We start from the raw sequence: 19,500 nt of genomic DNA on the forward strand, positions 1-19,500 counted from the left end.
ATGCCTGAGCGTCATGTTTATGACGCTCAGGCATACCGCTCCACGTCGACAGTTGTCCCGGCCCGCCGTCACCGCGCGCTACCGCGGCCCCACGACGGGTGGCACCGTCAGGCGACGACCGAGACCAACCGGCCCGGCACCACGATGACCTTGCGGGGTTCCTTGCCGGCCAGCGCGGACGCGACCGCCTCCAGGGCCGCCGCCCGGACGGCCTCCTGCGCGGCGTCGGCGGGCACCTCGATCCGGCCCCGGACCTTGCCGTTGACCTGCACCGGGTAGGTGACCGTGTCGGCGACCAGCAGGGCCGGGTCGGCGGCCGGGAAGTCGGCGTACGCCAGCGAGGTGTCGTGGCCCAGCATCCGCCACAGCTCCTCGGCCACGTGCGGGGCGAACGGGGCCAGCATCAGCACCAGCGGCTCGGCCACCTCGCGCGGGGTCTGCTCCAGCCGGGTCACCGCGTTGGTCAGCTCGATCAGCTTGGCGATCGCGGTGTTGAACCGGATGCCGTCCATGTCGGTCCGGACCCCGTCGATCACCCGGTGCAGCAGCCGGCGGGTCTCGGTGTCGGCCGGCGCGTCGGTGACCCGCAGCGTGCCGGTCTGCTCGTCGACCACGGCCCGCCAGACCCGTTGCAGGAACCGGTACGACCCGACCACCGCCCGGGTCTCCCAGGGGCGGGACACCTCCAGCGGGCCCATCGACATCTCGTACACCCGGAAGGTGTCCGCGCCGTAGGCCGCGCACATGTCGTCGGGGGTGACCACGTTGCGCAGCGACTTGCCCATCTTGCCGTACTCGCGGGTCACCTCGTGCTCGCCGTGGAACCAGCGGCCGTCGACCTCGACGACCTCCTCGGCCGGCACCGGCGTGCCCCGGGAGTCGCGGAACGCGTACGCCTGGATCATGCCCTGGTTGAACAGCTTGCGGAACGGCTCGAACGACGACACGTGACCCAGGTCGTACAGCACCTTGTGCCAGAACCGGGCGTACAGCAGGTGCAGCACGGCGTGCTCGGCGCCGCCGACGTACAGGTCGGTGCCCCCGCAGTCGCCCTCGGCGCGTGGGCCCATCCAGTACGCCTCGTTCTCCGGGTCGACGAACCGCCCGGAGTTGGTCGGGTCCAGGTAGCGCAGCTCGTACCAGCAGGAGCCGGCCCACTGCGGCATCACGTTGGTCTCCCGGGTGTACCGCTTCGGCCCGTCACCCAGGTCCAGCTCCACCTCGACCCAGTCGCGCCGCCGCGACAGCGGGGTCTCCGGGTTGCTGTCGGCGTCGTCGGGGTCGAACGTCTTCGGGGAGAAGTCGTCCACCTCGGGCAGCTCGACCGGCAGCATCTCCTCGGGCAGCGCGACGGCCGCACCGGTGGCGTCGTAGACGATCGGGAACGGCTCGCCCCAGTAGCGCTGCCGGGAGAACAGCCAGTCCCGCAGCCGCCAGGTGACCGCGCCGACGCCGTGGCCGTTGGCCTCCAGCCAGGCGATGGTCGCCGCCTTGGCGTCGGCCACCCCCAGCCCGTTCAGGTCCAGGCCGCGCTCGGGCGCGGCGCTGTTGATCGCCGGCCCGTCCCCGGTCCACGCCTTCCCGTCGAACCCGTCGGCCGGCTGCACGGTCCGCACGATCGGCAGGTCGAACACCTCGGCGAAGGCCCAGTCCCGCTCGTCCTGGGCGGGCACCGCCATGATCGCGCCGGTGCCGTAGCCGGCCAGCACGTAGTCGGCGATGAAGATCGGGATCTGGCCGCCGGTGACCGGGTGGGTGGCGTACCCGCCGACGAAGACGCCGGTCTTCTCCTTCGTGTCGGCCTGCCGCTCCACGTCGGTCTTGGCCGCCGCCGCCTTCCGGTACGCCTCGACGGCCTCCCGGGGGCCGGCGTGCCCACCGGTCCAGGCGTCCCGCGTCCCGGCCGGCCAGGCCGCCGGGGTCAGCGCGTCGACCAGCTCGTGCTCGGGGGCCAGCACCAGGTAGGTGGCCCCGAAGACGGTGTCCGGCCGGGTGGTGAAGACCCTGATGCGGGCTTCGCCGGAGTCGGTGGTCCCGGTCGCGAAGTCGATGTGCGCACCGGTGGAGCGGCCGATCCAGTTGCGCTGCTGCAGCTTGATCGACTCGGGCCAGTCCAGCGTGTCCAGGTCGTCCAGCAGGCGGTCACCGTACGCGGTGATCCGCATCATCCACTGCTTCAGGTTGCGCTTGAAGACCGGGAAGTTGCCCCGGTCGGAGCGGCCGTCCGGGGTGACCTCCTCGTTGGCCAGCACGGTGCCCAGCCCCGGACACCAGTTCACCGGCGCCTCCGAGACGTACGCCAGCCGGTGGTCGTCGACGATCCGCCGCTGCTCGGCCGGGCTCAGCTCGGCCCAGGCCCGACCGCCGGGGGTGGGCCGGTCACCGGCGGCGAACTCGGCGGTCAGCTCGGCGACCGGGCGGGCCCGCCGCGCCTGCGGGTCGTACCAGGAGTTGTAGACCTGCAGGAAGATCCACTGGGTCCACCGGTAGAAGTCGGTGTCGATGGTGGCTACCGAGCGCCGCTCGTCGTGGGCCAGCCCCAGCCGGCGCAGCTGCGCCTTGTACCGCTCGATGTTGGCCACGGTGGTCGTGCGGGGGTGGGTGCCGGTCTGCACCGCGTACTGCTCGGCGGGCAGGCCGAACGCGTCGAAGCCCATCGCGTGCAGCACGTTGCGCCCGGCCATCCGCTGGTAGCGGGCGAAGCAGTCGGTGCCGATGTAGCCCAGCGGGTGCCCGACGTGCAGCCCCGCACCGGACGGGTAGGGGAACATGTCCAGCACGTACAGCTTCTCCGCGCCCGCCCGGGGGTGGCCCGGGTCGGCCAGCGGGCCGGTCGGGTTCGGCGCGTGGAAGGTGCCCTCCCGCTCCCAGGTGTCCTGCCACCGACGCTCGATCTCGTCGGCCATGGCCGCGGTGTACCGGTACGGGGGGATGTCGCCCGCCGGTGCGGCTGCCTCGCTCATGCCTTCTCCTTGGCTCCTTGGCGCGGTCGTGTCGGGTCTGGGGAGCGTCGGGCCCGCAGGACCCCGCCGCGGGCACGAAAAAGCCCCTCGCACAGGAGGGGCCGCCGTGCTGTCGCGCGTCAGCGCATCAGCACGGCCCGGTAAGAAGCAGGAAGACTCCGGTCATGTTCCGCAGTGTACCCCGTGGCGTCGGGCGACCGCCCGGCACATCCACCCCGCGACCGTCACCTTCCGTGGTCGCCCGGCCGCGTCCGGTCCCCCGACCTGACGAATATCCGCCGGGTGACCGGCCGACTTCCGGCAGGGTTCGGCGTTCACCGTAAACATGGTTAGCCTGAGAGACCAGTGCGATTCCTGCGGCAGACGAGGCTTCCCGTTGCGAACCGAACGACGGGTCCAGGTGCTCTTTACCGAGCTGCCGTCGCGACGAGGAGAAGGCCCGTGACACAACAGACCTGGGACGAGGTGGGCGGCGTGCTGCCGCACGACGAGTTCCGCGCCGCCAGCGAGGCCATCGTGGCCAACATCGAGCAGGTCATCGAGGGCAAGACGGCGACCGTACGGCTCGCCCTGGCCGTCCTGCTGGCCGAGGGGCACCTGCTGATCGAGGACGTCCCGGGCGTCGGCAAGACCAAACTGGCCAAGGCGCTCGCCCGGTCCATCGACTGTTCGGTGCGGCGCATCCAGTTCACCCCCGACCTGCTGCCCAGCGACGTCACCGGGGTCAGCGTCTACAACCAGGAGACGCACGACTTCGAGTTCCGCCCCGGTGCGGTCTTCGCCAACCTGGTGGTCGGCGACGAGATCAACCGGGCCTCGCCGAAGACGCAGTCCGCGCTGCTGGAATGCATGGAGGAACGCCAGGTCACCGTCGACGGCGTCACCTACCAGCTACAGACCCCGTTCATGGTGATCGCCACCCAGAACCCGATCGAGATGGAGGGGACGTACCCCCTGCCGGAGGCGCAGCGCGACCGGTTCACCGCCCGGATCGCGATGGGCTATCCCGGCCCGGACGCCGAGCTGGCCATGCTGGACGGGCACGGCGCCGCCGACCCGCTCCAGGAGCTACGCCCGGTCTCCGACGCCGACACGGTCCGCCGCCTGATCGCCACCGTCCGCAACGTGCACGTCGCCGACGCCGTCAAGCAGTACGCCGTCGACCTGGTCACCGCCACCCGGGAGGCCCCCGACCTGCGGTTGGGCGCGTCCCCCCGGGCCACCCTCCAGCTGCTGCGCACCGCCCGCGCGGTGGCCGCCCTGGAGGGCCGCGACTACGTGCTCCCCGACGACCTCCAGGCGCTCGCGGTGCCGGTGCTGGCCCACCGGATCATTCCCACGGCCGACGCCCAGCTGGCCCGCCGCACCACCGACGCGATCGTCGCCGAGCTGGTGCACCGGCTGGCCCTGCCGCCGGACCGCAAGCGCCCCACCGGATACGACACCCCCCGCCCCGCCGCCGGCAACGGCCGCCCGCCGTTCGAGCCGCGGAGGCCGTGACGTGCGGGACGGGCTGCGTGGCCTGACCACCCGGGGCCGTTCGTTCCTGGCGGCGGCCATCGCCGCCGCGATCTCGGCCGGCATCCTCGGCGAACGGGACCTGCTCCGGGTGGCGGTGCTGCTCGCCGTCCTGCCGCTGCTCGCCGCGCTCTACGTCGGCCGGACCCGGTACAAGCTGGCCTGCAACCGCTCGCTGGACCCGCACCGGGTGCCGGTCGGGGCCAGTTCCCGGGTGGTGCTGCGGTTGCAGAACATGTCCCGGCTGCCCACCGGCACCCTGCTGCTGGAGGACCGGCTGCCGTACGCGCTGGGCAGCCGGCCCCGGGTGGTGCTGGAACGGCTCGGGGCGCACCAGGCCAGCTCGGTGGCGTACACCGTGCGCGCCGACGTGCGCGGCCGGTACGAGGTGGGTCCGCTGGTGATCCGGATGACCGACCCGTTCGGGTTGTGCGAGCTGAGCCGGGCGTTCCCCAGCACCGAACAGCTCACCGTGATCCCGCAGGTCACCCCGCTGCCCTCGGTACGGCTGCCCGGCGAGTACGCCGGCAGCGGCGACAGCCGGGCCCGGTCGGTGGCGGTGCACGGCGAGGACGACGCCGCCACCCGGGAGTACCGCAGGGGTGACGACCTGCGTCGGGTGCACTGGAAGTCGACCGCCCGCACCGGTGAGCTGATGGTGCGCCGCGAGGAGCAGCCCTGGGAGAGCCGCGCCACGGTGGTGCTGGACACCCGGGCGCACGGGCACCGGGGTGACGGCCCGACGGCCAGTTTCGAGTGGGCGGTCTCCGCCGCCGCCAGCATCGCCGTGCACCTGCGCCAGGCCGGGTACAGGCTGCGCCTGGTCACCGGGGACGGGGTCGACGTCGACGCCAACGAGGCCAGCGGGGACGGCCTGCTCCTCGACCACCTCGCCGACGTCCGGCTCGACCAGCGGGGCGACGTGGCGACGCTGGTGCAGCGGGTCCGCCAGCGCGCCGACGGGGGCCTGATCATCGCCTTGTTCGGCTCGCTGACCACCAGTGAGGCGGAACTGCTCGGCGGGCTGCGCGGCAACGGGGCGACCTGCGTCGGTTTCGTGCTGCACAGCTCCACCTGGCTCAGCCTGCCCGAGCGGGCCCGGTTCGAGTCCGAGCAGGCCCACGCCGCCGCCGCGCTGTCCCTGTTGCAGGGCGGCTGGCGGGTCATCGGGGTCGACCACGACGGCCAACTCCCGGCGCTCTGGCCGCAGGCCGGCCGCGGTTCACAGGGCTTCGCGCTGCGTGCGGCGCTCGCCGAGACGGTCGCCGGGGCCGTCCGGTGAGCCGTCGACCGGCCCCGCACCGGCACCACCGGCCGGTCCGCCGCGTCGTCGACGGGCGTACCGCCGTCGTCGGCCGCCGTGCGGTCGGCCCCGCCACCGACGCCCGACAGAGAGGGTGACGTCGTGAACGCGTCCCGGAACATCGGCTTCGTGGCCGCCACGGCGACCCTGCTCGCCGCGGCCCCGCTGTCGTCGATCTTCCAACAGTGGACCTGGCTGATCCAGTCGGCCATCGCGGTCGCCGTGGTGGCCGGCGCGGCGGCGCTCACCCGGCTGGTCCGGGCCCCGCTGTGGGGCCAGGTGCTGGGCATGCTCGCCGGTCTGCTGCTCGCCCTGACCTGGCTCTTCCCGGGCGGTGGCGAGCTGGTCGCCTTCCTGCCCACGCCGGCGACGCTGGCCCACTTCGGTGAGCTGGCACAGGGCTCGTTGCAGGACATGCGCTCCTACGGCGTGAAGGTGCCCGACACCACCCCGCTGCTGTTCATCAGCGTGCTCGGGGTGGGCTCGGTGGCGATCGTGGTCGACGTGCTCGCCGTCGGGCTGCGCCGGCCGGCCCTGGCCGGGCTGCCCATGCTGGCCATCTACTCGGTGCCGGTGGCGGTCTACGTCGACAGCGTCCCCGCGCTGCCGTTCGTGGTCGGCGCCGCCGGCTACCTCTGGCTGCTGGTGACCGACAACGTCGACCGGGTCCGCCGGTTCGGTCGCCGGTTCACCGGCGAGGGCCGCGACGTGGACGTCTGGGAGTCGTCCCCGCTGGCCGCCGCCGGCCGCCGGCTGGCGGTGGTCGGGGTGGTGCTGGCCGTGGTGCTGCCGCTGGCCGTGCCGGGGATGTCCGGCGGGCTGCTGGACCAGTTCAACACCGCCGGCAACGGCACCGGCAACGGACGCCTCGGGCAGGGCGGCGGGCCCGGCCGGATCGACCTGTTCGCCGCCCTCAGCGGGCAGCTCAACCAGTCCGAGGTGGCCGACATGGTCACCGTCACCACCACCGAGGAGAACCCGTTCTACCTGCGCTTCGGCGTCGCCGACGAGCTGCGCCCGGACGGCTTCCGGGTGCGCCCGCCCAACGGCCGGCCGGTGAACCGGGACCTGCCCAACCCGGCCGACCGGGCCCAGGCGGGGGTGGAGCAGCAGACCTACCGGGCGACCGTCGAGGTGAACCGGTCGCTGAACATGCCCTTCGTGCCGGTCTACACCGACCCGGTCAGCTTCGACGGGCTCAACGGCAACTGGTCGTACGACCAGAACCTCGGGGTGGTCTTCTCCAACCGGGACAACTCCCGGGGCAAGCGCTACTCCTTCGAGTACGTGCGCTCGACGTACACCCCGGCGGCGCTGCGCCGGGCCCGCCCGCTGCCGGCCGAGCACCCGATCCGGCTGCAGCAGACCCGCACGCCGGAGGTGCGCGAGGTCAGCGTGCTGGTCAACCGGTTGGTGGAGGGGAAGTCCACCGACTACGACCGGGTCCGGGCGCTCTACGACTACTTCTCCCGGGAGAACGGGTTCAGCTATTCGCTGAGCACCAAGGGCGGCACCAGCGGCCAGGAGATCGTCGACTTCCTCACCAACAAGGTCGGCTACTGCCAGCAGTACGCGGCGGCGCTGGCCTGGCTGGTGCGGGAGGCCGGCATCCCGGCCCGGGTGGCGTTCGGCTTCACCAACGGCAGCAGCGTCGACGGGGACACCGCCGTCCTGACCAACCGCAACCTGCACGCCTGGACTGAGGTCTACTTCGACCGGTTCGGCTGGGTGCCGTTCGACGCCACCCCGGCGTACGGCGTCCAGGGGTCGACCCGGTCGGCGTGGGCACCGGACTCCGACGCCCCGGACCCGGAGCCGTCGGACACGGCCGCGCCGACCACGCCGGAGGACCCGGGGGCCACGGCCGGGCCGCAGCGTGACGAGGCCATCGACAAGGACACCGACGCCGGGTTCGACCCGACCACCGGCGCCCCCGTCGAGCGGGCCCCGACCTGGCCCTGGTGGACGCTTGGCGCGCTGCTGGCGTTGGCGGCACTGCTGGCGCTGCCGGCGCTGCGGCGGCGCGCGCTACGCCGGCAGCGGCACCGTCGGCCCGTTCCGGTGGCGGCCGGTGCCGCCCCCGACGACGGGGCGGGCGTGAGCATCCCGATGACGGTGCTGGGCGCGGACGCCGAGCGGGCCCGCGCGGACGCCCACGCCGCCTGGGACGAGCTGCTGGACACCCTGGTCGACTACCGGGTCCGGGTCGACCGGACGGAGACGCCCCGGGCGACCGCCGAGCGCCTGGCCCGGGAGGCGGTCGGCGAGGACGCCGGCTCCGCCACGGCGGTACGGCTGCTCGGCCGGGCCGAGGAACGCGCCCGGTACGCCCGGGACCCGCTCACCGGAGAGCCTCTGCACCCGGCGCTGCGGACGGTACGTGACACTCTCGCCGCGCGGGCCGACCGGCGTACCCGGCTGCTGGCCGCCGTGCTGCCGCCGTCGGTGCTGCTGCGCTGGCGTGCCTCGCTGGGCGACAGCTCGGCGCGGCTGGTGACGGCCTCCGGGCGGCTGCGTCGCCTGCTGCTGCGCTGGAACCCCCGCCGCCTGCTGGCCACCCGCCGGGCCTGACCTGCCGGCCTCGGCCGGGGGGGTCAGGCCCGGCGGGACGCTCATGGGGCGAGGTAGCGGTATCAGTCGTTTCGGATGCCGCTACCTCGCCCCACATGCGTGGGGTACCTCGCCCCTATCCCCGGACATGGGGATACGACGGAGGTGGCCGGACCATGTCCGGCACCTACCGTCGTCGGTGTCGCCCGTCCACCTCAGGGGTGGGCGGGGTTCAACGATGTCCCTCCGGGCGCTGACGCCACCGGTCCTCCATGCGGTCCAGCAGCGACGGCCGTCGGCCGCCGCGGCCACGCGGGCGACGACGACTCGTCGTGCCGCCCACCACGTGCAGGTCAGGTGACTGCCCCCGCCGGTGCGACTGCACCGCATAGCCCAGCGCGGCCAGCATGACGACGAAGCCCGCCACTGCCAGTGGCGGCGTCTTGATCACCGCGCCGTAGACCAACAGGGCCAGGCCGACGACCACCACGCCGGCAGCGACGAGCAGGCGACGCCGCGTGTGGACACGCGGGTCGCTGGCGCGCACGGCCGAGGCGAATTTGGGGTCCTCGGCAAGCGACCGCTCGATCTGCTCGAACAGCCGCTGCTCGTGCTCCGAGAGCGGCACGGCACTCCTCCCCGGTCACGTTGGTCGGCCCGGTCGGGCCGACAGACCGTGGCAGCCAACCGGCTGCTTGCCGCCAAGTCTACGAGGGGGGTCGCGCGTCGGAAAGCGGGACGACCTATGGCCGACTGCTATTTTCGCCGGGGCGGGCGTCACGCCTGCCGAGCAGACTGGCCGGACCTATGACGGACCGCCCGAAACGGGCAGCCGCGGCGTCGGCGGCGGTTTCCGCTTCCCGCCAACCCCGCTCGGGTGCGCCGAGGGTGAGCTGTCGCGGCGTGTCGACCGCCCCGGCCAGACCCTCCACCCGCACGCCGACCAGCCGGACCGGCTCACCCGGGTCGAGAGCGGTCCACAGGCCCCAGGAGGTGTCGAAGATCTCCCGCGCCACGTCGGTGGCCACGCCGAGCGTCCGGGACCGGTTCACGGTGCGGAAATCGGACAGCCGCACCTTCAGCGAGACCGTCCGGCCCACCTGACCGGCCCCGCGCAGCCGGCTGCCCACCTTCTCGCTGAGGGCCAGCAGCGCCCGCCGGATCTGCTGCGGGTCGACGACGTCGACGTCGAAGGTCACCTCGGCCCCGATCGACTTCTCCACGTGCTCCGGGCTGACCGGACGCGGGTCCCGCCCCCGGGCCAGCTCGTGCAGGTGGGTCGCGGACGCCGCGCCGAGCGCCTTGCGCAGCATCCCGACCGGCGCCTCGGCCAGGTCGCCGATGGTCCGTAGGCCGAGCCGGCGCAGCGTCTCGGCGGACCGCTCCCCCACCCCCCACAACGCGTCGACCGGCAGCGGGTGGAGGAACTCCAGCACCCGGTCGGCCGGCACCACGAGCAGGCCGTCCGGCTTGGCCCGGGTGGAGCCGAGCTTGGCCACGAACTTGCTCGGACCCACCCCGACCGAACAGGTCAGCCCCTGCTCGGCCGTGACCCGCTCCCGGATCTGCCGGGCGATGGCGGCGGGCGGGCCGAACAGCCGGCGGGCACCCGCCACGTCGAGGAACGCCTCGTCGAGGGAGAGCGGCTCGACCAGCGGGGTGACGTCCCGGAAGATCCGCATCACCGCGTCGGAGGCCGCCCGGTAGCGGGCGAAGTCGGGCGGCAGGTAGACCGCGCCGGGGCAGAGCGCGCGGGCCCGCGCGGTGGGCATGGCGCTGCGCACGCCGAAGCGGCGGGCCTCGTAACTGGCGGAGCTGACCACGCCGCGCGGCCCGACCCCGCCGACCACCACCGGAAGGCCCCGCAGCTCGGGCCGGTGGCGCACCTCGACCGAGGCGTAGAAGGCGTCCATGTCGACGTGCAGGATCGGACTGGCCGAGTCGTCGGCGTCGGGCCCGAACCGCGGGTCACCACCGCGCGGCAACGACTGGCTCCGACCCATTGCGGCAGGCTAACCGCCAGGTACGACAACCGGCCCGCCCGCCCCACGGGCGACGGCCCCGGTCAGCCCCGGACCACCAGCAGCGGCACGGTCATCTCCGCCGCGGTGTCCGCCCCGTGGTACGCCACCAGCCGGGACACCGCCGGCGGCTCCGACCGGGTGGCCAGCACCGCGTACGTGTCGCGGCAGGTCACCACCACGTCGCCGATCCGGGACAGGTGTTCCTCGGCGACCGGGCCGAACCACCCCTCGGCCACCATCTCCTCCCGGGTGCACACCCGGGCGGCCGACCCGAGCACCGCCGACCAGGTCGCCACCACGTCGTCCACCGCCCCCGGGTCGACGTGCAGGTACCGCACCCGGGGCTCACCGGCGACCACCCGGATGCCGGCCCGCAGCCGTGGGTCGGTGTCCAGGTCGAACCGGTGCCCCGCCGGCACGTCGAGCTGGCCGTGATCGGCGGTGACCAGCAGCGCGGCGTCGGCCGGCAACCCGTCGACGAGCCGGGCGAGCAGGGCGTCCACCTCGGCGGCGGCGATCCGCCACGGGGCCGAGTCGACCCCGCTGAGGTGACCGTGCCGGTCCAGGTCGGGGTGGTAACCGGAGACCAGGGTGGGACCGGCCCCGGCGGACAACGCCGCCAGCATCGTCCGGGCCAGCGCGTCCACCCCGCCGACGCCCCGGTAGTCGCCGCCCCGGTTCGCGGCCAGGGTGAGCCCGCTGCCGGCGTACTCGGGACGGCTCACCACGCTCACCGCGACCCCGGCGGCCCGGGCCCGCTGCCACTGGGTGCGTACCGGCTGCCAGTGCAGCGGGTCCGGGTCGCCATGCCAGTCGATGTGGTTGAGCACCCGGTCGGTGCCGGGCACCCGGACGGTGAAGCCGAGCACGCCGTGCGCGCCGGGGGAGGTGCCCGCACCCAGGGTCACCAGGCTGGTCGGGGTGGTGGAGGGGAAACCGGAGGTCAACGGGCGGCCCACCGTCGCGGCCAGCCCGGTCAGGGTCGGGGCGTACCGGGCGGCGGTGGGCAGCTGGTACCAGCCGAGGCCGTCGACGAGCAGCACGGCGACCCGGCGTACCCCGGCCAGGCCGGGGGCGAGCCCGAGCAGGTCGACCGCGCCCGGCACGCCGAGCACGGCCAGCGCGCTGGGCAGCACGTCGGCCAGGCTGCCCCCGCCGTAGCGCGGCGGCACCACCGCGAGCGGGTCCGCCGGGGGCACGGGCCCCGACGCCCGGTCCACCGGCACAGCGGCCGGGGGCACGGTCGGCCCGGCCGGAGATCGGTCGGTCATGCCGGACGGCGGGCGAACAGGTGCAGTTGGGCGGCGAGGTCCCGGTAGGGCGGACGCCCGGCCAGCGCCTTCTCCAGCTCGACCAGGGCACCCGGCTGACCGTCGGCGACGGTGGCGGGCAGCAGGTCGGCCAGCACGCGTACCCCGTGGATCTCCTCGACGGTGAGGCCGGCGGCGCGCAACAGGGCGGCGGCCTCCTCGGCGTCGAAGCGGCGACGCAGGGTGTCCCGGGGGCCGGCGGCCCCGTCGGGGGCGGCGGCCAGCGCGGCGGCGACGTCCAGGTGACCGTTCACGGCCCGCCCCAGCACGGCGGCGGCCCGGCCGGCGACCAGCACGCTCGCCGCGCCACCGGGACGCAGCGCGGCGGCCAGCGCGGTCACCACCGGCGTCGGGTCGTCGACCACCTCCAGCACCGCGTGGCACAGCACCAGGTCGACGGTGGCCGGTTCGACCAGCCCGGTCAACGCGTCACCGTCGCCCTGCACGGCGCGCACCCGGTCGGCGACCCCGGCCTCGGCGGCCCGGCGGGTGAGGGCGGCGAGCGCGTCGGGGCTGGCGTCGACCACGGTCACCAGGTGGCCGGCCTGGGCGAGCGGCACGGCGAACCCGCCGGTGCCGCCGCCCACGTCGAGCACGGTCAACGTGTCGTCGGCCCGCCGCCGCAGCTCGGCGGCGAGCACCGACCAGATGACGGCGGTACGGGGGGTCAACGGCGGCTCGGCGAACCGGCTGCGGGTGCTCTGTTCCACCCGGTCGAGCCTAGTCACCCACGCCACCCGACCCCCCGTCGGCGGTGCCGTCGCCGGCTCAGATCTCCCCGCCGCCGGCCGGGTCCTCCTCGGCACGGGACCGGCGGGTGTTCGCCACCGGCCCCTCGGTCACCTGGTACTCCCGCGGCTCGGCGTCCTGGGCGGGCGTCCAACCGGCACCCAGCCGGGTGCGCCGGGCGTTCGCCAGTCCACCGGTGTACGTACTGTCCATCGTCACTGGTCTTCCCCCTTGCCGCACGCGGGCCGCTCTGCCCGCGCGTGCCGGAATTCTCCTGTCTCCCGGCTCGGAAAACCGTAATGTGGATCACTTCACCGGAAGTCGCGGGAGGCGGGTGCCACCGGCGGCGTGATCGGGTCCAGCCGGTCGGCGGTGAGGTTGGTGACCCCCTCGTGCCGCTGCAACCGACCACGGACCACGAGGGCGCTGCTGGTGCGGGCGATCCGACGGTAGCGCTGCCACAGCCCCGGCGAGCACGTGACATTCAGCATCCCGGTCTCGTCCTCCAGGTTGAGGAAGGTGACCCCGCCGGCCGTCGCCGGCCGTTGCCGGTGGGTGACGATCCCACCGACCCGCACCCGACGACCCGGTTCCACCCGCCCCAGCCGGGCGATCGGCACCGCACCCAGCGCGTCGAGCCGGTCCCGGACGAACCGGGCCGGATGGGTCTCCGGGGACAGCCCGGTGGCCCAGACGTCGGCGACGAGCCGGTCCACCGCCTCCATCCCGGGCAGGGCGGGGGCCGCCGCGCCGGTCACCGTGCCGGGCAGCCGGCCCGGCCGGTCCTGGGCCGCCGCCCCGGCCGCCCAGAGCGCCTCCCGCCGGGTCAGCCCGAAACAGGCGAAGGCGTCCGCGGTGGCCAGCGCCTCCAGTTGACCCGCGGTGAGACCGACCCGCCGGGCCAGATCCGGCATGTCCCGGTACGCCCCGTGCGCCGTCCGCTCCGCCACGATCCGCCTCGCCAGGTCGTCGCCGAGGGTACGGACACCGCCCAGCCCGAGCCGGACCGCCGGACCGCCCAGCCCCCAGGCGTGCGGCGGTTCCCCGGGCACGCTCCCCCAGCGGGTCTGCGGGGTGGACTCCAGCACCGCACCGGCCCCGCTGGCGTTGACGTCCGGCCGGCGGACCTCGACCCCGTGCCGCCGGGCGTCGTCGACCAGGGTCTGCGGCGCGTAGAACCCCATCGGTTGGGCGTTGAGCAGGGCGGCCAGGAACGCCGCCGGGTGGTGCCGTTTGAGCCAGGAGCTGGCGTACACCAGGTAGGCGAAACTCATCGCGTGGCTCTCCGGGAAGCCGTAGCTGGCGAACGCGGTGAGCTTGCGGTAGACGTCGTCGGCCAGCTCGCCGGTGATGCCCCGCTCGGCCATCCCGGCGTAGAGCCGGTCGGCGAGCTGCGCCATCCGCTGCACCGAGCGTTTCGCCCCCATCGCCCGGCGCAACTGGTCGGCCCCGGCGGCGTCGAAGCCGGCCAGGTCGATGGCGAGCTGCATGAGCTGCTCCTGGAACAGCGGCACCCCGAGGGTCTTCTCCAGCGCGTTGCGCATCAGCGGATGCGGGTACGTCACCGGCTCCTGGCCGTTCTTGCGCCTGATGTACGGGTGCACCGAGCCGCCCTGGATCGGACCGGGCCGGATCAGCGCCACCTCCACCACCAGGTCGTAGAACTCGCGGGGCTTGAGCCGGGGCAGGGTGGCCATCTGGGCGCGGCTCTCCACCTGGAACACCCCGACCGAGTCGGCCCGGCAGAGCATGTCGTAGACCTCGGGGTCGTCCAACGTCATGTCGCCCAGGTCCAGGCTCTGGCCGATCAGGTCGTAGCCGTAGTGCAGGGCGGAGAGCATGCCCAGGCCGAGCAGGTCGAACTTGACCAGCCCGACGGCCGCGCAGTCGTCCTTGTCCCACTGGAGCACGCTGCGGCCGGGCATCCGCCCCCACTCCACCGGGCACACCTCGATCACCGGCCGGTCGCAGATCACCATCCCCCCGGAGTGGATGCCCAGGTGCCGGGGGAAGGTCTGCAACTCGTCGGCGTACGCCACCACCTGCTCGGGGATGCCCTCGACGTCGACCGCCGCGACGGAACCCCAGCGGTCGATCTGTTTGCTCCAGGCGTCCTGCTGGCCGGGCGAGTAGCCGAACGCCTTCGCCACGTCCCGCACCGCCGACCGGGGCCGGTACGAGATGACGTTGGCGACCTGGGCGGTGTGCTCCCGGCCGTAGCGGGCGTAGACGTGCTGGATCACCTCCTCCCGCCGGTCGGACTCGATGTCCACGTCGATGTCGGGTGGCCCGTCGCGTTCCGGGGCGAGGAACCGTTCGAACAGCAACCGGTGCCGGACCGCGTCCACGTTGGTGATCCGCAGCGCGTAGCAGACCGCCGAGTTGGCCGCCGAGCCCCGACCCTGGCAGTAGATGTCCTGCGCGCGGCAGAACGCCACGATGTCGTAGACCACCAGGAAGTAGCCGGGGAAGCCCAGCTCGTCGATCATCCGCAGCTCGTGTTCCAGCTGCGCGTACGCCTCCGGGTGTGCCCCGGGCGGCCCGTAGCGCTCGTGCGCCCCGGCCAGCGTCAGGTGGCGCAGCCAGCTCATCTCGGTGTGCCCCGCCGGCACCGGGTACGCCGGCAGCCGGGGCGCGACCAGGTGCAGGTCGAAGGCGAGTTCCGCGCCGAACTCGGCGGCCCGGGCCACCGCGCCCGGGTACGCGGCGAACCGGGCCGCCATCTCCGCGCCGCTGCGCAGGTGGGCGGTGGCGGCGGCGGGCAGCCAGCCGTCGATCTCGTCCAGGCTGCGTCGGGCCCGTACGGCGGCCAGGGTGGTCGCCAACCGCCGTCGCCCCGGGCTGGCGTAGTGCACGTTGTTGCTGGCCACGGTGGGCAGCCCGGCGGCGGCCGCCAGCTCGGCGAGCGCGTCGTTGCGGTCGGCGTCGACCGGATGCCCGTGGTCGGTCAGCTCCACCGCCACCGTCTCCGCGCCGAACAGCGCGGTGAGCCGGTCCAGCTCCCGGGCCGCCGCGTCGACCCCCGCGGTGAGCAGCGCCGCCGGCACGTGCCCCTTGCGGCAGCCGGTCAACACCAGCACGTGGTCGCGCAGCTCGGCGGCGACCTCCTCCAGTTCGCCGTAGACCGGCCGGCCCTTCTCGCCGCCGCGCAGCTGGGCCCGGGAGATGACCGACGCGAGCCGGGCGTACCCCTCGTGGCCGTGGGCGAGCACCAGCAGGTGCCGGCCCAGCGGGTCGGGCTCGCCCTGCTGCGGGCCGGGCAGCCCCAACGACAGCTCCGCACCGAAGACCGTGGGCAGGTGCAGCGTCCGGGCCGCCTCGGCGAACCGGACCACCCCGTAGAACCCGTCGTGGTCGGTCACGGCGAGCGCGGTCAACCCCAGCCGAACGGCCTCCTCGGCCAGTTCCTCCGGGTGGCTCGCCCCGTCGAGGAAACTGAAGTTGGTGTGCGCGTGCAGCTCGGCGTAGGGCACCGGGTCGTCCGGGCGGGCCAGCTCCGGTGGCGCGTACCGCTCGCGGTGCCGGGTCCAGGCCGGTGAGTCGCCGCCGTCGGCCTCGGCGAGCGGGTCCACCACGTGCAGGTGCCGTTCCGCGCGCCGCCGCCCGGCACCCTGGGGTCCGCCGGTCCGGGGCCCGCCGGGGCCTGCGCCGCCGTCGGTGGTGGACCGTCCGGACAGCACCCGCTCCAGCTCCGACCAGGGCAGCTTCGGATTGTGGAAGCTCATCCGGCCGTCTTCCGGCGACCGGCTGCGGGGCGCGGCAGGGGCGTCGCGGCGGGGAATGGTCCGCTCGGTGAGCGGTATTCCGCTGAGTCATATTCATGCCTGACAGGCATACCGCTCACCCGGAAGCATCGTCGGGACGCGGGGTGGCCCCGGCCGGAACGCCGCACCGACCGGCAGCGCAAGCCCCACCGACCGGACCGGACCAGCGCGAACCGGACCGGCGCGGACCACCGGTCAGTCATAGATCGCCTCCACCAGCCACCGGCCCGCCTCGACGGCCAGCAGCAGGGCGGCACCGTCGGCCAGGCAGACCTGGAACCGGGCCCGGCGACGGGCCTCGGCGGGGGCCCACCACCGCTCGTCCACCGGCCACGGACCGGTCCAGCCGACGATCTCCGTCGGCGCGGTGCCGCCGACGGCCAGCCGGGCGGGCGCGGCACTGACCGCCAGCCGGGCGCTGACCAGCACCGGTTCGCCGGTGGCGTCGTGCACGGTGGCGGTGAGCGGGACGGGCAGCACCACGGCCGGCGCGGGTGGCGGCAGCCGCCCCGGCCATGGCGGTACGGCACCCGGCCGCCGGGGCCCGCCCCGCCCGGCACCCCCGGCCCCCGTCACCGCCCGCCCGGCACCCCCGGGCTGCGTCACCGCCCGCCCGGCACCCCCGGGCTGCGTCTCGGCGACACCCGGTGGGGGCGGGCCGGGGCGGGCGGGGAGTCGTTCGTCGCCCCAAGGCACCAGGCGGGTCTGGTCGGCCGGGGAGCGACCGCCGCCCAGCACGGCGGTGACTACCGCCTCTGGGCCGAGGATGCCCTGCACCCGGCTCAACGCCCGGTGCGCCCGGTCGCGTTCCTCGCCGGCCTCCCCCCACAGGCCGGGTTGCAGCCCACCGCGGGCCAGCAGCCCGTCGGGCACCAGCCGCAGCCGGACGATCCCGGCGGTCGGCCGGGCCGGCCGGGCACCGGCCCGGCCGGTGCTGCCGGAGAGCCAGCCGTCGAGCTGCCAACGCACCCGGTCGGCGATGGCGGTGGCGGTGAGCAACCCGTCGTGCCGCCACACCCGGTGCAGCTCCTGGCCGTGCGCGGTGACCGCCTCGATGCCGAGCCGGGTGCAGGCCAGCCCGTGCCCGGCCAACCGGTCGTGCAGCCGTTCGGCGAGCATCCGGGCGGCGAAGGCCGCCGCGTCGACCCGGTCGAGGGGCTCGTCGTGGTGGGCGGTGACGGTCAGGTCGACCGGGGGCTGCCGGACGGCGAGCGGCCGGTGGTCGTGCCCGGCGGCGAGCCGGTGGGCGAGGGCGCCGTCGAAACCGAACCGGGCCAGCACGTCACCGGCGGGCAGCGCCGCGAACTCGCCGAGCGTGCGTACGCCGAGCCGGCGCAGCAGGTCGGCCAGGGCCGGGCGGCCGATCGCCTCGACGGGCAGCCCGGCCAGGAAGCCCGGGGTCCCGCCCGGCGGCACCACCTGACCGGTGCGCGCGGCGAGACCGGCGGCGAAGACCCCGTCGGCGATCCCGACCTGGCTCTCCACCGCGCAGGACTCGGCGACCTGTTCGATGATCCGCTCGGCGGCGGCCTCCTCACCGCCGAGGTAGCGGGCGGGCCCCCGGGCGGCGAGCGCGCAGACGCCGGGGCGGACCACCTCGACGCCGGCGGCGACCTCCTCCACGGCGGCGACGACCGGTTCGAAAGCGCGGGCGTCCCGGCCGGGGTCGTGGTCGACGACGGCCAGCGTGGGGCAGCGCCCCTGCGCCTCCCGGCGGCGCAGGCCCCGGCGTACCCCGGCGGCGCGGGCCGGTGCGGAGCAGGCCACCACCCGGTTGGCGTGCAGCACGGCCACCGGGCCGGTGGCGGGCACCCCGTCGACGATCTCGGCGGCGAGCACCGGCCAGTCCGGGCACCAGAGCAGCAGGGTGCGCACGGGCGCGCCGGTCACCCGGACCCGACCACGGTGAATCCGCCCGGCCGGGGCCCGGCGGTTGCGGCGGGGACGGCCGGCGCGGCGGGGGGCACGACCCGGGTGAGCGCGTCCCCGGGCAGCCACATCGTGATCTCCTTCGGACGGGCCGCCGCCCCGCGTCCGCGTGCCGACACGGTGACCTCGCGTCGGCGCAGCCGGCCCCGCCCCGATCCGAGCCCCTCCCAGACCCCCCGGACCACCTGGAGCGTCACGTCGGCACCGGTCCACCGGCCGTACGGGACGAGCACGCAGCCGCGTTGCCGGGCGCGGGCGGCCAGCCGGTCGGCCACCGGGGCGGAGACGGTGTGCGGTACGGCGGTCACCACCACGTCGACGCCGTCGATCAGGGCGGCGACCACGGTCGGCCATTCCGGACCGGGGTGCGGGACGAGGGCCAGCCGGTCCAGGGCGATGCCGAGCTCGGCGGCGGCGCCGGCCCCGAAGGTGGGCACCCCGACCACCGCGCACCACGACCCGGCCCGGGACGCCTCGGCGAGCAACGCCAGCACCAGGGAGGTGCCGCCGCTGCGCCGGGGTTGGCCGACGGTGACGGCGACCGTGCTGCCCCGGCGCAGCCCCCGGTGCGGCAGCAGGCCTGTCAACTCGGGTGCCACCGGGAGCACCCGGTGGCTGCCGGCCGGGTCCGGGGCGCTCGCCGGGCGGACCAGATCGGCCAGTGCGGCGGAACCGACCACCATGCGGCCCGCCATCGGACCAACCCCCCGTCGTGTCGTTGCGTGGATCAGGTGCACTGCGTGCTCGCCCCGGACGCGGTGGGACGCTGTGCCGCGGTGGGGCGCTGTGTCGCGGTGCCGCGGCGGGTCCGGTGCCGGCCGGATCAGGTGCCCGGCGGGGACCCGGGCACGGCCGGGTCAGGCGGCGAGACCGTCGAGGGCGGGCTGGTGGGTCACCCCGAGCGCCTGCTCCACCACCGTCACGAACTGTTCGGCGGCCCGGAGCAGGTCGTCGGCCTCCCGGGCGTTCACCACCCGGGGTATGCCGGCCTCGGCGGCGGCCCGCTTGCCGGCGGCGGCGGCGAAGTAGCGGGACCACTCGTCCAGTTCGGGGGCGACCCCGGCGAGCAGCACCCAGACGCTGGTGATCCGGCGGCGGCGGGCGGGCGCGGGTCGGGCCCGGGCGGCCAGCAGGGCGGCGGCGGCGCGGAGCGCGGCCAGGTGGGCGGCGGCGTAGCGCAGCCCGTCGGGGCGGGTCCGGGCGGCCTCGGCCAGCCCGTGTCGGGCCACCGTGAGGAGTTGGGTCGGGGTGCGGTGCGGCAGCGCGTGCGCGGGCACCGTCGGCGCCTGGGCCGGGTTGGTCGGCATGACTGTCTCCTCCGCGTGACCGGTTCGGGCGGGACGCCTGGTGGAGGAGGTCCACCGGCGCGACGCCCGGGGCGGGTGGTGCGGAGGAAGACGCACCGCTGGG

The 19,500-nt window shown here is 75.0% G+C and carries 13 protein-coding genes; 3 read left to right on the forward strand and 10 right to left on the reverse strand.

Translation table 11 applies throughout. The features are described from left to right. Window positions 1-107: 107 nt before the first annotated feature. Window positions 108-2,963: a leucine--tRNA ligase gene (leuS, locus tag ACN268_RS13180; RefSeq protein WP_421483453.1), complete on the reverse strand. Its 2,856-nt coding sequence runs from the start codon at window positions 2,961-2,963 to the stop codon at window positions 108-110. A 441-nt stretch (window positions 2,964-3,404) separates the two neighbouring features. Here leuS and ACN268_RS13185 point away from each other — a divergent pair, with 441 nt between their 5' ends. The 3 genes from ACN268_RS13185 (at window position 3,405) to ACN268_RS13195 (ending at window position 8,355) form a co-directional block, all read left to right on the forward strand. Next, a complete protein-coding gene (locus ACN268_RS13185) occupies window positions 3,405-4,463 on the forward strand; it encodes an AAA family ATPase (protein ID WP_088643029.1) in 1,059 nt (352 codons plus the stop codon). A 1-nt stretch (window position 4,464) separates the two neighbouring features. Further along, the gene (locus ACN268_RS13190; RefSeq protein ID WP_421483454.1) at window positions 4,465-5,763 is read left to right on the forward strand and encodes a DUF58 domain-containing protein; all 1,299 of its coding nucleotides are present in this window, start codon (window positions 4,465-4,467) and stop codon (window positions 5,761-5,763) included. 123 nt (window positions 5,764-5,886) lie between these two features. Then, complete coding sequence (locus tag ACN268_RS13195; RefSeq protein WP_421483455.1) at window positions 5,887-8,355, forward strand: transglutaminase TgpA family protein; 2,469 nt, start codon at window positions 5,887-5,889, stop codon at window positions 8,353-8,355. Between the two features lie 211 nt (window positions 8,356-8,566). Here the strand turns inward: ACN268_RS13195 and ACN268_RS13200 are convergent, their stop codons facing one another. The 9 genes from ACN268_RS13200 to ACN268_RS13240 form a co-directional block, all read right to left on the reverse strand. Next, on the reverse strand, window positions 8,567-8,962 hold the full coding sequence (locus ACN268_RS13200; RefSeq protein ID WP_421483456.1) for a DUF3040 domain-containing protein: 396 nt from the start codon (window positions 8,960-8,962) through the stop codon (window positions 8,567-8,569). 115 nt (window positions 8,963-9,077) lie between these two features. Next, window positions 9,078-10,337: a DNA polymerase IV gene (locus ACN268_RS13205; protein WP_421483457.1), complete on the reverse strand. Its 1,260-nt coding sequence runs from the start codon at window positions 10,335-10,337 to the stop codon at window positions 9,078-9,080. A 62-nt stretch (window positions 10,338-10,399) separates the two neighbouring features. Then, the gene (locus ACN268_RS13210) at window positions 10,400-11,629 is read right to left on the reverse strand and encodes an alkaline phosphatase family protein (protein ID WP_421483458.1); all 1,230 of its coding nucleotides are present in this window, start codon (window positions 11,627-11,629) and stop codon (window positions 10,400-10,402) included. After that, window positions 11,626-12,396, reverse strand: a complete 771-nt coding sequence (locus ACN268_RS13215; protein ID WP_421483459.1) for a methyltransferase domain-containing protein — start codon at window positions 12,394-12,396, stop codon at window positions 11,626-11,628. Before ACN268_RS13215 ends, ACN268_RS13210 begins: the two co-directional genes overlap by 4 nt. Before the next feature lie 40 nt (window positions 12,397-12,436). Then, entirely contained in the window at window positions 12,437-12,610 is a 174-nt protein-coding gene (locus ACN268_RS13220; protein WP_232378670.1) for a hypothetical protein, read from the reverse strand. A 98-nt stretch (window positions 12,611-12,708) separates the two neighbouring features. Beyond that, window positions 12,709-16,122, reverse strand: a complete 3,414-nt coding sequence (locus ACN268_RS13225; protein WP_421483460.1) for an error-prone DNA polymerase — start codon at window positions 16,120-16,122, stop codon at window positions 12,709-12,711. Between the two features lie 234 nt (window positions 16,123-16,356). Then, entirely contained in the window at window positions 16,357-18,051 is a 1,695-nt protein-coding gene (locus tag ACN268_RS13230; protein ID WP_421483461.1) for a DNA polymerase Y family protein, read from the reverse strand. Next, entirely contained in the window at window positions 18,048-18,785 is a 738-nt protein-coding gene (locus ACN268_RS13235) for a hypothetical protein (RefSeq protein ID WP_421483462.1), read from the reverse strand. Before ACN268_RS13235 ends, ACN268_RS13230 begins: the two co-directional genes overlap by 4 nt. Window positions 18,786-18,947: 162 nt before the next feature. Then, window positions 18,948-19,397 carry an SAV_6107 family HEPN domain-containing protein gene (locus tag ACN268_RS13240; RefSeq protein ID WP_421483463.1) on the reverse strand — a complete coding sequence of 150 codons (450 nt, stop codon included), beginning with the start codon at window positions 19,395-19,397 and terminating at the stop codon, window positions 18,948-18,950. Between the last annotated feature and the right edge of the window lie 103 nt (window positions 19,398-19,500).

Origin of the sequence: Micromonospora sp. WMMD735 (assembly GCF_049178995.1) — a bacterium.
Lineage (GTDB): Bacteria > Actinomycetota > Actinomycetes > Mycobacteriales > Micromonosporaceae > Micromonospora > Micromonospora wenchangensis.

Excerpts from the sequence above, each read along its gene's own strand:
- ACN268_RS13225 (WP_421483460.1), bottom strand. The coding sequence starts at position 16,122 with ATGAGCTTCCACAATCCGAAGCTGCCCTGGTCGGAGCTGGAGCGGGTG.
- leuS (WP_421483453.1), bottom strand. The coding sequence starts at position 2,963 with ATGAGCGAGGCAGCCGCACCGGCGGGCGACATCCCCCCGTACCGGTAC.
- ACN268_RS13220 (WP_232378670.1), bottom strand. The coding sequence starts at position 12,610 with ATGGACAGTACGTACACCGGTGGACTGGCGAACGCCCGGCGCACCCGG.
- ACN268_RS13235 (WP_421483462.1), bottom strand. The coding sequence starts at position 18,785 with ATGGCGGGCCGCATGGTGGTCGGTTCCGCCGCACTGGCCGATCTGGTC.
- ACN268_RS13205 (WP_421483457.1), bottom strand. The coding sequence starts at position 10,337 with ATGGGTCGGAGCCAGTCGTTGCCGCGCGGTGGTGACCCGCGGTTCGGG.
- ACN268_RS13210 (WP_421483458.1), bottom strand. The coding sequence starts at position 11,629 with ATGACCGACCGATCTCCGGCCGGGCCGACCGTGCCCCCGGCCGCTGTG.
- ACN268_RS13240 (WP_421483463.1), bottom strand. The coding sequence starts at position 19,397 with ATGCCGACCAACCCGGCCCAGGCGCCGACGGTGCCCGCGCACGCGCTG.